Here is a 15325-nt window from a genome sequence, read left to right as displayed (position 1 = left end):
TTTTAAATTAGTATCCATTATCATTCACTGTCTTCATCACTCTTATATTCTAATAAATCTCCAGGTTGACACTCTAAAGCCTTACAAATAGCTTCTAATGTTGAAAGTCTGATTGCTTTTGCCTTCCCGTTTTTCAGTATAGAAAGGTTCGCCATTGTAATTCCAACTTTCTCTGACAGTTCAGTTACGCTCATTTTCCTTTTCGCCAGCATCACATCAATATTTATGATTATAGCCATATTATTCACCTCAGACCGTCAAATCATTTTCAGTTTTAATATTTATGGCTTCTTGTAAAAGCTTTTGAAGAACAGCTGCAAATACTGCGATGACCATTGAAGCGAAAATCGGGATCATCCCAATTATGATGAGTCCTGGTGCGTCGTCTTTCTCAGCTACGAGATAGACGAACGGCAGTATAACGACATACAGGCTACTGATTGTGATGGCGCAGTATTTAATATTCTTTAAAGCATTAACAGATATTTGTGAGAAAGCTTTATTATTGTCAATATAGTTTAAAAGTTTAAAAGCTTTATACAATGCAATGTAAAACGGTATGACTGATATATACATCCCCATTAAAATAGGATACAGCATGAAAGCATAATCTGGATTTAATGTATTATTAGATAGCATATAAAAACCGTAAATACATAAAGCAAGAACTGGAGTTCCTATAATAACCACTGCAATTTTTAATAGGAGAGTGGATCCTCTCATAAAATCACCTCATTCGTTATTGTGTTATTAATTATAATTCATTATTTATCGTAATTCAATAAAATATTATTATTTTTTAATATGTAATTTTCGAAAATTTATACGTATAGATGAATTATGGGGCATTAGAAAACCCCAGCTTTAACTGGGGTTGGTATAGATGGTTCCTGTCATTTAAAATGGATAATTGAATAAATCTAAGCCGAACGTAATCGGTAATAGTAAATAAATCGCCACTGTGATCATGATAATTGACATGACATTGAGCCAAATACCTGCTTTAGCCATATCTTCGATTCGTAAGTAACCTGAACCAAAGACGACTGCGTTTGGCGGTGTTGCAACAGGTAACATGAAGGCGCATGAGGCTGCTAAAGCACCTGCAATCATTAAACTGTATGGATGGACGTTAATAGCAGCAGCTAGAGATGCCATGATCGGTAATAGCATGGTTGCTGTTGCAGTGTTTGACGATATCTCAGTTAATAGGATAACGATCGCTGTTATAATTGCGACAATAAAGACAAAGTTTAATCCTTGTAATCCTGTTAATTGTTCTCCAATCCATTGAGCCAATCCTGTTTCACTAAATCCAGCTGCAATGGCTAGCCCACCACCGAATAAGATTAGGATTCCCCATGGTAACCGTTTAGACGTTTCCCAATCCATAATAAACTCACCTTTTTTATTTTTAGCTGGAATTAAGAAAAGGACAAGTGCTCCTGTAATGGCTATGACAGCATCATCAATTCCTGGTAATAGATCTTCTAGAATAAAAGAGCGTGTGATCCAAGCAACAGCCGTTAATGAGAATACGGTAAGTACGATTTTTTCCTCTGTGGCCATATGACCTATTTCGTGTTTTTCGTCTTGTATAACTTTATTACCTCCAGGAAATTCACCGATATCTAATGGAAATGCGACTTTAACGAGATAAAGCCAAGCGACCGCTAACATAATAATTACAATAGGTACTCCAAATAACATCCACGTTGCAAACGAAATGGTCACATCAAATATGTTGTTAACGACACCTGCAAATAAAGCATTCGGTGGAGTTCCGATTAATGTTCCTAAACCACCAATACTCGCACTATAGGCTATTGAAAGCATGAGTGCCTTTGAAAAACGTTTCGTTTCATCTTGACTGACATCACCTGAATTAGTTTCAGCAGATTCTTTCATTTTATAAATAATCGCTGAACCGATTGGAATCATCATCATAGCTGTTGCAGTATTGGAAATCCACATGGAAAGAAAAGCAGTCGCAATCATAAAACCTAGTATTAAACGGTTAAGACTAGTTCCGACCACTGTAATAATCGTAAGGGCAATTCGTTTATGTAAGTTCCAACGTTCCATTGCTAATGCAATGATGAATCCACCCATAAATAAGAATATAATATCGTCTCCATAAGCAGAAGTGGTATCATCTAAATCCAGTCCACCTGTTAGTGGGAATAAAATAATCGGAAGTAAGGCTGTCGCAGCAATTGGGATCGCTTCCGTGACCCACCAAGTGGCAATCCATAATGTACTAGCTAGGATTGCTTGAGCTTCAGATGACATCCCTTCAAATGATAGAAATAGTAATGTCATGACAAATAGAGTTGGTCCTAGTATTAATCCTACAATTTGTCTTCGATTATAAGCTTTAGTATGAGTATGTTGTTTCATAGTAGACTCCTTTGCTTAATTTTTTGTAAATTTTCTGAAATTGTGTGGTATTTTTTGAAAAATATTTGATATGCTTAAAGAAAAAGTGAAAAGAGTGATGTCATGGATACCAAACTGCAACGTAGCTGGATGATGTATGACTGGGCGAATTCAGCGTTTGCCACGACCATCATGGCTGCTGTATTTCCGATCTTTTATAATAGTGTGGCCGCGGCGAATTTATCTGAAGGTGCTGCTACCAGCTATTATTCTTTTACCCAATCGATTGCGGTTTTAATCGTCGCCGTCATGGCGCCAATACTAGGAGCCATCGCAGATTATTCTGCTGCAAAGATGAAATTTCTAAGGTTCTTTGCTTATATGGGAATGGCAGGAAGTATCTTGTTGTTTACAGTGAATGAAGGAAACTACATATTAGCATCTCTTTTGTTTATCATAGCATCTGTTGGTTTTTCTGGAGGAAATGTGTTTTATGATGCATTTTTACCTCATGTTACTAATAAAGATGATATGGACAGGGTGTCGACTAAAGCCTATGCGTTCGGTTATATTGGTGGCGGGATCTTACTAGCTATTAATTTATTAATGATTATGAAGTATAGTTGGTTCGGTTTACCAAGCAGTAAAGAAGCCACTCAACTAGCCTTCGTATCCGTTGGTCTTTGGTGGTTTATCTTTTCAATCCCGTTATTTAAAAATTTAAAGGAAGAAAAAGTAGTTAATCAAGGTAAGCGAACGAAGTCATATGTAGCGATTGGTTTTAGTAGAATTGGTGAGACATTTAAAACTTTAAAACATTATAAGCAACTATTAATCTTTATTATTGCGTTCTGGATGTTTTCCGATGGGATTTCAACCATTATCCGAATGGCTACTTTCTATGGAGCAACGATTGGAATCGGGCAAAATGATTTAATAGCAGCTCTACTTATCACTCAATTTGTCGGTATTCCTTGTACATTATTTTTCTCAAAACTAGCAAAATGGATTTCGGCAAAAAAAGCGCTGACATTGGCTCTTATGGTTTATGTGGTCATTGTCATTTTAGGATACTTCATGACAAGCGCCTTACATTTTTATTTATTAGCTGTTTGCGTTGGAACGGTACAAGGTGGGGCGCAAGCATTAAGTCGCTCGATTTTTGCCCGGATGATTCCTCACAATAAACATGCGGAATTCTTTGGGTTTTATGGTATTACATCAAAATTTGCAGCCATCATAGGTCCTGCAGTGTTCGGTATTACAGCAGGACTCACAGATAATAGTCGACTTGGAATTTTATCACTGATTGTTTTCTTTGTTATTGGAATCGTGTTATTACAATTAGTGAATATTGAAAAAGGGGAACAAGAAGCAAAAGCTTTAGAAGATCAAAGTGATAGGGTCAAAGTTAAAGCGAAGTAATAAAACTCGCGCTGGAATAAAATGACCGGCGCGAGTTTTTATTAAACAATGGGTTCTGCATATTTGTTTTCGTGACCTTCGGATAAAGGACGTCCAGTGTCGTATGAAATATTCCCTAACAAATTAATAACAGTTGATCGAGCTTCGTCCATAGGATTTTCCCAATACTGTAATATCGCATTTACTAAGGTTACAGCTTCATCTCGTGCTTGTTTGTATAAATCAATAAAACTTTCGGTGCTCGGTTCTTGAGTTGCGGAATGATGCCAAATTTCGTGACGCTCATTTAAATAATCGGCTACCTCATTGATCGGTCTATGGGAAATAGGTGGGATGATTTTAGATAATAGTTTTGATTTCCAACCGTGTGGGTCATATACAATTCTAAGAACTAGTTTCATATCTTGATATGATTTTTGAAAAAACCCTTCATATAAAGATAGATCATCCCCGAAATGGTCGAGCAGGATTTTTTCCACCATAACAGCTAAATATGAATTGAGCTCTAGTCCGATATCGAGCTTTTCATATACAGGATTCTCCCAAGTGTTGATATCTCTAAAATTCGCCATCATTAACGTATCGATAATCGTTTCTAATTTTTGGTGATTATAGTCTTCATAGCCTGCTCTGTAATGAATGTATGGATGAGTGACACGATCTAATACGTGGTGAGTGATAAAGGCTAACGTATAGGCTTTTGTTTCATTTGTTCCAGTTTTGGCTCCTTCAATCATATCTTGTAGAACAACGCCGCACTTATTACGATGCATTAACAAGCCTAAGTCATTGACTTCAGAATGTTTTGTCCAAGGCCATGGATCATGGTAGAAGAATGGGTCAGGGCCTTGAGCACCTAAGTTAAAGTAGTGTTTATGCTCACGTATTTTAGAATTCACTGGAACGTATTCCATCACATCATCACAAAATAAAATATGCGTCCAGACGTTTGGCATACCATCACCTTCTTAAATACTTATTACATAACTGTTTCTCGAAAGGTTTTAAAATCCCTTCTTTTTGCAATTTTTGTCAGAATATATCGAGTAATAAAGGGTATATGTTTAGTAAGAGAGGTTTTTGTTTAAAATGTTGTTAGTCGGTTTTATAATAGAATTAACTAGCACGAAAATCTCCTAAGAGGAGGCAGGAGTCATGTTTAGATTAATTAAGTATGCCATTTTGATTTTAATCATTGGTTTTATTATAAATTCTTTACCAGAGTCGATGTTTACTGAAGGTAATCAGGAAACAGCTACCTCTGAAGAAACTTCAGGAATAGAAGAAGTCACCAATCGAGTTCAACATTTGGTGACGAATGTAGATTGGGCAGATGTAACCCAGAAGTCTATCGATGGATTGAATCGTGCAGCTAATATGCTTTCAATGTATTTAGATGGTGATGAAGAGGCAGATGTCGTTCCTGTTTTTCAAGATGATGTAGATGGGACTGCACGTGACAAGGATCAAGTTCATGAATTTGAGCGTCGAGTCCATGAATTAGTAAATGAAGAGAGAGAAAAACAGGGGCTTGAGCCTCTTGAATTTTCGGTTGATGTCAGTCACGTTGCACGAGCTAAATCCCAAGATATGGCTGATCAAGACTATTTTAGTCATGAATCCCCAACCTATGGATCACCTTTTGATATGATGCAGGAATTCGGGTTGAAATATTTGACTGCTGGTGAAAATATCGCTATGGGACAACGAAGCCCTGAACAGGTTATGGACGGTTGGATGAATAGTGACGGTCATCGAGCGAATATTCTTCATGAAGATTTCACTCATATCGGAATAGGGTTTATAAAAGATAACGGTACGTATTACTGGACGCAAATGTTTATCGGGAAATAATGAGAGCCGAATCGCACTATGGGGGTGATTCGGTTTTTCTTTATCTAGTGTGCTAGGAGGGTAAATATGGAATTAAAGTTAGTGGATTATATCATTTTAATGAGTGTTGTCGTATTGCTTATTGTTGATCATTTTATTGATGGTGTTCCACATAATGTAGTGGCGTGGGTCTTCGCAGGGATAATCGTATATAGCTTAAATTATAAAAAATATAAAGAAGAATCCCTTGAGGTGATAAGGAATTGGCAAATCATTAGTACGGTAATCATCTCAGCAATGGTCTTGATTTTTACTATTGTCGGTACTGTAGATGAACCGGGTGTATCATTAACAAGTGGGATCTTTTGGTTTGCTTTATTGTTATCGATTTTTGAAATAGTTTATCAGTCACGTCAGATTAAAAAAGGAACCGACGATCGTTAATTTATGATGTGGTTTAAAAATTTACTCGACTACATGATATCTTGAATCACCCTTGAATATAATCTAACAACGAAAGGGTGAAGGTCATGTGGCAAGAATTTAAACAGTTTGCAATGAGAGGAAATGTGATCGAGCTAGCGGTGGCGGTCATTATAGGTACGGCTTTTAGTAAGATAGTAGACTCATTGGTTAATGATATATTAATGCCAGTTTTTGGTGTGTTAGCCGGCGGGACAAGCATGAAATTTTTAGTCTTAAATATTGATGGTGTCATTATTAGGTATGGTGCTTTTATTCAGTCTGCCGTAGATTTTTTTATTATTGCGTTTTCTATTTATCTTTTTATAAAATTGTTTAATTACATAAGGGGTAAAGAAAGTGTATCACTTGAAGAAGGACCACATCCTAATCATGAGGTGTTGGTTGAAATAAGAGATTTATTAAAAGAAGATAAGAAACAAGATTCAAAGAAAGACAACTTAAAAATAAGGATCAAATAGTTTCAGCATTCTTCCTTGCCTTTTAGATAATAGACTGGTATATATTAACTCTTTAAATCTAGTATTGAGTTGTTATAATGTGCTTTAAGGGGGTCAAGACATCTAAGGAGGTTATACCTTGAAAATGTTAAGACCAATCACTGCCGTACTAGTGGCAGTTATCATGTCAATTATTTTAGCTACTGGACAAGTAGCTGCGAGTAGCCAACAAGATAGTCAATCTACTAAAATCGAATATAAATTTACAGTTCCTTTCTCAATGTGGTTCCAACAAGATACTAAGTTTAATTGGAATGAAGCTCAAGAGCAACAGCCAGTAGAAGAAAAAGAGGAACCTAAAGAAGAACCTCAACAACCAGTAGAGGAAAAAGAAGAACCTAAGGAAGAACCACAGCAACCAGCTGAGGAAAAAGAAGAATCTCCACAACAAGAAGAGCAAGAGCAAGCTGAAGCAGCTGCTCAAGAACAACAAGAACAATCACAACCTTCAGAATTACAAGAGTTTGAACAGCAAGTGGTTGAACTTGTTAACGAAGAAAGACAAAAACAAGGCCTAGAGCCTTTAGAAGCATCATCTGAACTTAGTGATGTAGCACGTGAAAAATCACGTGATATGGCAGAAAACAATTACTTCAGCCACACATCACCAACTTACGGTTCACCATTTGATATGATGCAACAATTTGGAATTGACTATCGTACTGCAGGTGAAAATATTGCGAAGGGTCAACGTTCTCCAGAACAAGTTATGAATGGCTGGATGAACAGTGATGGCCACCGTAAAAACATCTTAAGCAGTGACTTCACACACATTGGCGTTGGCTACGTCGAAGCAAATGGACAAACTTACTGGACACAAATGTTCATTGGTAAATAAATAGATAGAATAGATTAAGAGAAGCACCCGACTTTTAGGCGGGTGCTTTTTTAATATAAAATTTCACCCAAAAATAAGATATTCAATCGGTAAATGAAGGGTTTCATTCTAGAAGTGGTCTTTAACTTATCGAATTGGATTACTTTTAATCAATATTTGCAGTAGGATTGACGGTATAGAAAATCCCACTCACATTACGTGAGTAGGACTGGGGGGTTATCTCAGTTTTTATTAATCTTTTACGAGTGTTGACTAACGGTGATGCACCATTTTTTACCTAAGTAAAAACAAAACTGCTTTTCAAATGGTTTTTTATCTTTTATTTTTTTTACATATTTCCAAGCTTCACGATTGATTTTATTGGTTGTCTTTTTATGTTCATCTAACAAATACTTATGATCTGGAATTGGAATCATGTTATCTCCTCCTTCTTACATCTACATTATAAGTCAGACGGTAATATTAACCATTAGAACGGAGGTTGAATTTTTCTCAGTCTTTAGTCGTAACTTTTATTGACTTCGTGTTCTATTGTGTTAATATATTGTAAAAATAATTATCCGATGATGAAGAGAGTAATTTAGATAGAACTTCAGCGAGTTAGGGAGTGGTGTGAGCCTAATAGGGAAATCTAAATGAACCGCACTTTGGAGGAGCTGACTGAAATGAGTAGGGAAAGCCGGGGATGACCCGTTATCAACAAGTAAGATGGTCCATAAAACAGTATGGACAAAAAGAGTGGTACCGCGACAACTCGTCTCTTAGTTTAGAGGCGAGTTTTTTATTTTGAGGAGGGAAATAAATGGATTTAAAGCAATTATTTGCGGAGCAAATTTTCACTCAAGTCAGTGATAACTTATCTATAACTAAGATTAAGCAGTTAATTGAAAAACCTAAACTCGAAGACCACGGAGATTTAGCCTTTTTAAATGATATTGATTTAAATATTGCTAATTCCATTTGGCTTCGAGACGGTTTACAAGTAAAAGACGAATTTAAAGAAGCAAATGAAATAGTTTTTGACTCGGAAGTTTTTGAAAGGGACTTCAGTGATGATACTATGAATGAAATCAATGGTTGGGTTGAAAATGAAACAGAAGGATTAATCGAAAAAATCCTTAATGAACCAATCCCGGGAAATGTTCAAATGTACTTAATTAATGCGATCTACTTTAAAGGAGAATGGAGTAAGCAGTTTAAAGAAGAGCGAACTGAACAACGCGAGTTCATTGTTAATAACGAGTCGATTCATCTTCCTATGATGCAAAAAGAAGAAACGGTCCAGTACGGGGAAGGTGATGATTATCAATTAGTAGAAATGGAATATGCTGGAGGAAGTACCTCAATGTATGTTGTATTACCATCTGAAGAAACTCCCTTATCATCATTCATAGAAAACTTAGACCACCAAAATTGGAAGCAAATGATTAATGATACGGAGGAAGTTGAAGATTTAATGATCTCAATGCCAAAGTTTGATGTAGAATATGGTGTAAAAGATATTAGTAATGACTTAAAAGAATTAGGGATGATCAGTGCTTTTAACGATGCTGATTTTTCAGGAATCTCTAATAGCGGATTAAGGTTGAATCGGGTTCTTCACAAAGCTATCATTGAAGTTGATGAACAAGGGAGTGAAGCCGCTGCTGTCACAGCTGTAGAGGTAGAGGAATCAGCTAAAGAAATAAAATCATTTAATGCTAATCGTCCATTCTTATATGCGATTGTTGATAATGAATTGGATTCAATCTTATTTATGGGAACCTATTATGGAGATAAAAAAGCTTGAGGTCTATTCCTCAAGCTTTTTCATCTTCTAAAATCCAATCAACTGCTTCGCTTAAGTCTTTAAAACACTTATAAGCCTCAGGCGTTGTATCCACGACCATTAGACTTTTGATTCCTGCTGCATTACCAGCTTCAATATCTGGTTCACGATCACCAATCATATAACTCTTCATGATGTCGATATCATAATCCTCAATTAAATCCAATATCATTTGAGGATTGGGCTTGCGACAGTAACAATTCTCATGAGGAGCATGCGTGCAGGCCATAATTTCCGTGATTTGAGCACCTTGTTTGGCTAATTCTTTAGCCATATGTTCATGAATGATGTTCAATTCATCTTCAGTCATATATCCCAACCCAACGCCACCTTGATTTGTGACGACGAACACTTTATAACCAGCGTCATTTAATTTTTTGATTGCTTCTGGTACACCTTGTAAAAGATAGAGCTCATCAGGTCGATTGACGAATTTAACCCTCTTGGTTTTAACTTCATTAATGACTCCATCTCTGTCTAAAAATACAGCTTTATTCACTTGATGTTTCATCCTTCCAAAAGTCTCTTTCGTTTATAACTTGCCCATTTTGATTATCATTTTTAGGGTCTTGATTTAAAGTCTAATCTATTCCTTTAATGATATGAAAATAAACAAGTATTAAAGCACTTTTTATACTAACAGTAAAAATATAAAAGTTCCAGAAATCAAGCCGGTATTTGATAGGAGGGTCCATTTTTAAACATATCTTGAGAACGATTAAGCCGACTCCACCACGGCGTCTATAATACCATTTTTAAAAATAATAAAATAGGTGATTGACCTGCTTTAATAAAGGACAGACACCCAAACCATTCATGCAAACATAATATGTTATGTGATTAAGTTAAGATGGAAAGGGGTATTTCTTTGAACGGGTATTATGGACAGAATCCTTATAGACAGCCTGACGATGATCAAGATTGGTCCCCATTTAACTTTCTAGGAAACATAATAGGAATTCCAGGAGGTAGTCCACAACCAGGTCCTCCACCGGGATTTCCACCTGGGCAAGGACCACCAGGAGGCTTTCCGCCAGGATTCCCCGGTGGGCCAGGGCAGGGCCCAGGAGGTTTCCCGGGTCAAGGACCAGGCGGACCGCCACAAGGGCCACCACCTTCATTTGTACCACAACAAGGTGGACAGTTTGGTGTTCAAGCGGTAGATCCGGGATCGATTCGTGGTTGTTTATATCGCTATACTTTTTTATGGTTAGATAATCGTCAACGATTCTGGTTCTTCCCAACTTTTGTCGGTAGACGCTCAGTATCTGGTTACCGTTGGACTGGTTTCTTCTGGGTTTACTATGGTGTAGATTTAAGAAGAATTGAATCGTTCCAGTGCTATTAAAAAGGGTTCACGTAATAAAATAAGCAGTTCAATTTCGGAGTACAATTGTGCCCCTTAATTGAACTGCTTTTTTATATGAGATGTAGTCTAAAATGTAACGCTTTTTAATCTAAATTGATGGAACTTTAAGATAATTAATATTTATATGGTAAATTACTAAGAGAACTTGATCCAACTAACGAGTAAGATAGTGAGAGAAGAAGAGGGTGAATTAATGGACCATATAAACATTCCAGTTTGGGCATTTGAAACAATTGAGATAAAAAAGCCACACCCAATGTGGAAGAACAAAGGTATTTAGGAGAGAGAAGAACTCTACAATATACTTTCAGCTTTTGGTGTTAAGCAAGTGGAACATATAGGTAGTACAGCAATTCCTAATATGCCAGCTAAACCCCTTACCGACTTAATGGCTTCTATTCAATCATTTGAACTTACTAACAAAATAGTGGAAACCTTATCTATACACGATTGGCATTATGTACCTCCCGAATTAGATAAAAAGCTTTGGAGAAGATTTTTTGTTAAAGTTAAGAACGATAAAACGAGTAGCGCATTTACATTTAATGCAAGAGGGAGAAGAACGTTGGGAAAAACAACTTAAATTTCGAAATATATTAAGAACTAATGCACACCTTGTTAAGGAATATGTCACTATTAAGAGACAATTAGCACAGGAATTTAATAATGACCGTGAGGGATACACCGAAGCAAAAACAGAATTTATAAATAAGGTGCTATTTAACTAAAGTGGGCAGGCGATCAACAAGTTGGTCGTCTTATTAGTATAAATGAGCATTAAATTGCTTCTAACAATTCAATGCTCATTTTTAAATATTTTATTAATCGGGAAGGGGAGAGGTGGTCTATTAAATAATCGTAGATACAGCTTGATTACTATTAACAATTAACAATACTTTGCCTTCGTCCAAGTCTTCTTCATATTTATTTGCCTCTTCTTCACTAAAGCCCATTTCCTGAAGTTTTGTTCTTAGTTCATCACCTTTTTGGTTAAACATATTACTTAAGAAGTTTTTTACATCCTGTTCACTGAAACCAATGGTGTTTGCTCGAGCATTACTAGCGATTCGTTCTGTACGATCATCATCGTGAGATAACACGTACACGTCAGTTTGGTCGATTCCATTTTCCTTTAACTTTTGAACGTCCTTCACTAGTTGTTCATCGTTCGTGTATTCTCTAACAAATGGCATCACAATCAACTCCTTTTTAATATGTTTTCATAGTTTGTTTACCACTTGTGATTTAACTTAAACATATTAACAGGAGTGTTTATGAATTATTGTAGGAGATCATCCAAATCTCGCTCTCCTCTGACAATTAATAAAATTTTACCTTGATCTAACATCGCTTCATATTGTTCCGCGCCTTCTTCTGTTACTCCGGCTTCTTCCAATTTGCTTCTTAATTCATCGCCTTTTTGGTCAAATCCTTCATCTTGAGCTAATTGAAGTGTATTGGCTCGAGTTCTATGCGCAAGTTCTTGAGTGTGATTGTCATCATGGGCTAAAACATAGATGTCATCTTGACTCACACCGTTTTTTAGTAATTTTTGAATGTCGTGCTCTAAGTTTTGGTCATTTTTATAATCTTTTATGAACGTCATCCTAATCCTCCTTAATATCCCGAACGTTGATCATCAAATTTGTAGTCGTCAGCCATATGAAAATCATGCTTCTGCAATGGTGTCTCTGCAGGTCCTTCTAGAACCTCACCCGTATAGGAAAAACGAGACCCATGACAAGGGCAATCCCAGGATCGCTCTGATTCATTCCAATTCACCTCACACCCCATATGAGTACAAGTGGTATCGACGATATGAACTTCTCCTTCTTTATCTTTGTAGGCTCCTTTTCTTTCGCCGTCTATATGGATAATACCCCCTTCGTCCGGATTAAAATCTTCAATTTTAGTACGGGGAATTTCCATCTTTCCTTTAATTAAATGTTTTGCCATATCTAAATTCTCTACAAAAAATTTTTTCAAACTTGGGTCAGCGGAGAATCGAGAAGGAGAAAATACTTCTTTATAAGGGTTCATCTTACCTAAAACGATGTCACTCATTAGTTTCGCCGCATTCGTTCCATTGGTCATCCCCCACTTACGGTAACCTGTAGCAATTAACACATTTTGACGTTTCTTCGTAATCGCACCAACGTAAGGGATTTTATCTAATGTAATTAAATCTTGTGTTGACCAACGATGTAAAATTTCATATTCATTTTCATTAAATATGTCATCACAAAAGCGTTTTAGTGCTTTGTAATGCTCCATCATTCCTTTACCTTGTCCAGTTTTATGGCCTTCGCCACCAATTAAATAAATTTCTTCACCATTGTACGTTGCTTTTCTTATCGAGTGTTCAGGTTGATCGACACTTAAGTACATGCCACCCGGATAAGGTTTATTTGCTTTTACGGCCATGACATAGGAACGACTCGCATACATTCTAGTGGAATACAAACCTGTTCCTTCATAAAATGGGAAGTGAGAACATGCTAGTACATAGTTTGCTTTAACTCGAAATCCATCACGAGTGACGACAACAGCAGCACCATGTGAATCTTCCACATCTACAGCGACCGTTTGTTCATAAATTTCGCCGCCTTTTTCTTGAATAAGGCCAACTAAATGAGTCAAGTACTTTAATGGATGGAATTGGGCTTGATTTTTCATGGATAAAGCATTTTCAATTGAAATATTAAAAGGAATTTCTTTTTCTAAATTTCCCTTAATATTAAGGTTGTCATAGGCTTGATACTCTTGTTCAAGCTTATTTTTATATTCACCTGTTGTAGAAAAGAGATAGGCATCTTGTTTTTCAAAATCACATGGAATCTGATAATTGGTTACCAATTCATCAATAAGATTTAAAGCATCCATGTTTGCTTCGTAATATAATCTAGCTGTGTTATACCCCATTTTATCAATTAAATCTTTATAAATAATTTCGTGCTGTGCTGTTAGCTTAGCAGTTGTATGACCTGTTGTGCCATTTAACAATGAAGTTGCCTCAAGTAAAGTTACTTTAATATTTTGTTGAGTCAAAAGGTAGGCTGCCGTAATGCCTGTAATACCTCCACCAACAATCACCACATCTGTTGTAAGATCATTGGTTAAAGGCTCAAAAGTTGGAATAGCTGTTTCGTCAAACCACATTGGATGTGAATCATCAGGAATTTGAGGTTGAGTCATAGTTGATCCTCCGTTTCTGTATACACTTTTTAATTTAGTGTTTGTTACAATCGCAAGGATATTCAGTATTTTGTTTTTGTTGTAAAATGAAATGTGGAGGGGATTCACATGTCGATATCTATTTATTTCATTATTGGACTTTTATTTGTTTTAACATTAGTAGGAACCATATTAATTGGTAAGACTGAGAATGATAAACTTAAGGCTTATGAACAAAAAGGGGATACTCCGAAAGATGAATTAAAGCGATCTTGGGAATATGAAAGTTCATCATTAAAGAAAAATATCCCATCGTTATTAATCATTTACGCAGTCGTTATAGTTGGTAGTATTATTGCATTAGCTATTTACATCTTTTGATGTCACGCGTTTGTAATATTCATTTAACGACTATGTAATATGAACTAGGACTATATAGTGTTATTCTAATAATTAGAAAAAGTCTGAAACAGGTTATTTCCCCCTAATTATATATGAGTTTGTAAGCGGTACTTTTGAGCTGTGGACAAGATGTTCATGGCTCAAATTTTTTTATTAAAGGGTTTTTTAAATATTTAGAGAAAGAAATCAAAAGTAGAGGAGGCCCAAAGTATGAAAAATGTATTCTACCCTTTTCCAGAACTAGAAACGGATCGTACGATTTTAAGAAAATTAACTGATGCTGATGCTATTGATGTTTTTGCTTATGCTTCTCAAGAAGATGTGACGAAAAACGTGACATGGCCTGCTCATCAAACCATTCAAGATTCATTAGATTTTATTAGCTTTGCTAAAAGCCGTTATGAAGATGGTCAAGTTGCTCCTTGGGGGATTTATCATAAACATGATCAAAAAATTATAGGTACAGCTGACTTTGTATGGTGGCAACATCACCATTCTGCCGCAGAAATTGGTTATGTATTATCACCTGATTACTGGGGTCAAGGCATTATGCCAGAAGTTGTTCGAGAAATCATTCGTTTTGGTTTCGAAGAGATGGATTTGGTTAGAATTCAGGCACGTTGCTTTGAAGAAAATACGAATTCTGAACGTGTGATGAAAAAGGTTGGCATGTCGTACGAAGGTTTAATGAAAAAGCGATTCTATGTAAAAGGTGAACATAAAAATTTAAAGGTTTATGCTCTAACAAAATAAAAACCCCAAGGGGTCTTGTGAAAAGTGAACTATACCCCAGTTAGTGGACTAATTAAAAAAGTTCCTAACTGGGGTTTTGTTATGTTGATTATCTCTCATTGTTATAATGAAATTAGTCATAACTAGGACGATTTATCAAAAGAATTTTATGATCTGCCGCAGTGGAAATACACTTCGCTTTCCACGGGCACGGCTTCAACTTCCCAAAGTTCACTAACGTTCACTTTGGGTGATTTTCAGCTCGTGCTGTTCCCGTAGGAGTCTCGTGTATTTCTACTGCTGGTAAGGATTAACGATAAAGAGGTGTTTAAACATGAGTAATACAATTTTTAATGCTAAAC

General features: G+C 36.2%; 18 protein-coding genes, 1 pseudogene and 1 other annotated feature. Of the genes and pseudogenes, 10 read left to right on the top strand and 9 right to left on the bottom strand.

Features of this window, described 5'->3' with window-relative positions:
• Positions 1-20: 20 nt before the first annotated feature.
• From BMY57_RS11135 to BMY57_RS11125, 3 genes are all read right to left on the bottom strand, one after another.
• Entirely contained in the window at positions 21-239 is a 219-nt protein-coding gene (locus tag BMY57_RS11135; RefSeq protein ID WP_091774303.1) for a helix-turn-helix domain-containing protein, read from the bottom strand.
• Between the two features lie 10 nt (positions 240-249).
• On the bottom strand, positions 250-723 hold the full coding sequence (locus BMY57_RS11130) for a DUF2975 domain-containing protein (RefSeq protein WP_091774301.1): 474 nt from the start codon (positions 721-723) through the stop codon (positions 250-252).
• A 174-nt stretch (positions 724-897) separates the two neighbouring features.
• Positions 898-2400, bottom strand: coding sequence for an SLC13 family permease (locus tag BMY57_RS11125; RefSeq protein ID WP_091774299.1), 1503 nt, complete (start codon positions 2398-2400; stop codon positions 898-900).
• 102 nt (positions 2401-2502) lie between these two features.
• On the opposite strand from BMY57_RS11125, the gene BMY57_RS11120 reads away from it, so the two are divergent.
• The gene (locus tag BMY57_RS11120; RefSeq protein ID WP_091774297.1) at positions 2503-3804 is read left to right on the top strand and encodes an MFS transporter; all 1302 of its coding nucleotides are present in this window, start codon (positions 2503-2505) and stop codon (positions 3802-3804) included.
• Between the two features lie 41 nt (positions 3805-3845).
• On the opposite strand, the gene BMY57_RS11115 is transcribed toward BMY57_RS11120, so the two are convergent.
• Entirely contained in the window at positions 3846-4760 is a 915-nt protein-coding gene (locus BMY57_RS11115) for a zinc dependent phospholipase C family protein (RefSeq protein WP_091774295.1), read from the bottom strand.
• Positions 4761-4959: 199 nt separating this feature from the next.
• On the opposite strand from BMY57_RS11115, the gene BMY57_RS11110 reads away from it, so the two are divergent.
• From BMY57_RS11110 to BMY57_RS11095, 4 genes are all read left to right on the top strand, one after another.
• On the top strand, positions 4960-5658 hold the full coding sequence (locus tag BMY57_RS11110; RefSeq protein ID WP_091774293.1) for a CAP domain-containing protein: 699 nt from the start codon (positions 4960-4962) through the stop codon (positions 5656-5658).
• Positions 5659-5724: 66 nt separating this feature from the next.
• Positions 5725-6081 (top strand): hypothetical protein, encoded by a 357-nt coding sequence (locus BMY57_RS11105; protein ID WP_091774291.1) that lies wholly within the window; start codon positions 5725-5727, stop codon positions 6079-6081.
• Positions 6082-6167: 86 nt separating this feature from the next.
• On the top strand, positions 6168-6581 hold the full coding sequence (gene mscL / locus BMY57_RS11100) for a large conductance mechanosensitive channel protein MscL (protein WP_091774289.1): 414 nt from the start codon (positions 6168-6170) through the stop codon (positions 6579-6581).
• Between the two features lie 124 nt (positions 6582-6705).
• A complete protein-coding gene (locus tag BMY57_RS11095) occupies positions 6706-7458 on the top strand; it encodes a CAP domain-containing protein (protein ID WP_246247599.1) in 753 nt (250 codons plus the stop codon).
• Between the two features lie 239 nt (positions 7459-7697).
• Here BMY57_RS11095 and BMY57_RS16125 read toward each other — a convergent pair whose 3' ends face one another.
• Positions 7698-7874, bottom strand: coding sequence for a hypothetical protein (locus BMY57_RS16125; RefSeq protein WP_175615813.1), 177 nt, complete (start codon positions 7872-7874; stop codon positions 7698-7700).
• A gap of 138 nt (positions 7875-8012) precedes the next feature.
• Positions 8013-8223, top strand: a binding site (T-box leader).
• Between the two features lie 37 nt (positions 8224-8260).
• On the opposite strand from BMY57_RS16125, the gene BMY57_RS11090 reads away from it, so the two are divergent.
• Positions 8261-9247: a serpin family protein gene (locus BMY57_RS11090; protein ID WP_091774287.1), complete on the top strand. Its 987-nt coding sequence runs from the start codon at positions 8261-8263 to the stop codon at positions 9245-9247.
• Positions 9248-9257: 10 nt separating this feature from the next.
• Here the strand turns inward: BMY57_RS11090 and BMY57_RS11085 are convergent, their stop codons facing one another.
• Positions 9258-9785, bottom strand: a complete 528-nt coding sequence (locus BMY57_RS11085; protein ID WP_091774347.1) for a D-glycero-alpha-D-manno-heptose-1,7-bisphosphate 7-phosphatase — start codon at positions 9783-9785, stop codon at positions 9258-9260.
• A 369-nt stretch (positions 9786-10154) separates the two neighbouring features.
• Here BMY57_RS11085 and BMY57_RS11080 point away from each other — a divergent pair, with 369 nt between their 5' ends.
• Positions 10155-10634, top strand: coding sequence for a transporter (locus BMY57_RS11080; RefSeq protein WP_423809598.1), 480 nt, complete (start codon positions 10155-10157; stop codon positions 10632-10634).
• Positions 10635-10848: 214 nt separating this feature from the next.
• A pseudogene (locus BMY57_RS11075) lies at positions 10849-11383 on the top strand (GrpB family protein).
• A gap of 120 nt (positions 11384-11503) precedes the next feature.
• On the opposite strand, the gene BMY57_RS11070 reads toward BMY57_RS11075, so the two are convergent.
• The 3 genes from BMY57_RS11070 to BMY57_RS11060 form a co-directional block, all read right to left on the bottom strand.
• Positions 11504-11848, bottom strand: coding sequence for a YflT domain-containing protein (locus tag BMY57_RS11070; RefSeq protein WP_175615814.1), 345 nt, complete (start codon positions 11846-11848; stop codon positions 11504-11506).
• Between the two features lie 86 nt (positions 11849-11934).
• A complete protein-coding gene (locus tag BMY57_RS11065; RefSeq protein WP_091774283.1) occupies positions 11935-12261 on the bottom strand; it encodes a YflT domain-containing protein in 327 nt (108 codons plus the stop codon).
• 11 nt (positions 12262-12272) lie between these two features.
• Positions 12273-13850 carry an FAD-dependent oxidoreductase gene (locus BMY57_RS11060; protein ID WP_091774281.1) on the bottom strand — a complete coding sequence of 526 codons (1578 nt, stop codon included), beginning with the start codon at positions 13848-13850 and terminating at the stop codon, positions 12273-12275.
• A 108-nt stretch (positions 13851-13958) separates the two neighbouring features.
• Between BMY57_RS11060 and BMY57_RS11055 the strand changes: the two genes are divergently transcribed.
• Positions 13959-14210 carry a hypothetical protein gene (locus BMY57_RS11055; protein WP_091774279.1) on the top strand — a complete coding sequence of 84 codons (252 nt, stop codon included), beginning with the start codon at positions 13959-13961 and terminating at the stop codon, positions 14208-14210.
• A gap of 231 nt (positions 14211-14441) precedes the next feature.
• Positions 14442-14984: a GNAT family N-acetyltransferase gene (locus BMY57_RS11050; RefSeq protein WP_091774277.1), complete on the top strand. Its 543-nt coding sequence runs from the start codon at positions 14442-14444 to the stop codon at positions 14982-14984.
• The last annotated feature ends 341 nt before the right edge of the window (positions 14985-15325 follow it).

Source organism: Piscibacillus halophilus (genome assembly GCF_900110685.1).
Lineage (GTDB): Bacteria > Bacillota > Bacilli > Bacillales > Alkalibacillaceae > Piscibacillus > Piscibacillus halophilus.
This window is presented reverse-complemented; position numbering and strand designations above follow the sequence as displayed.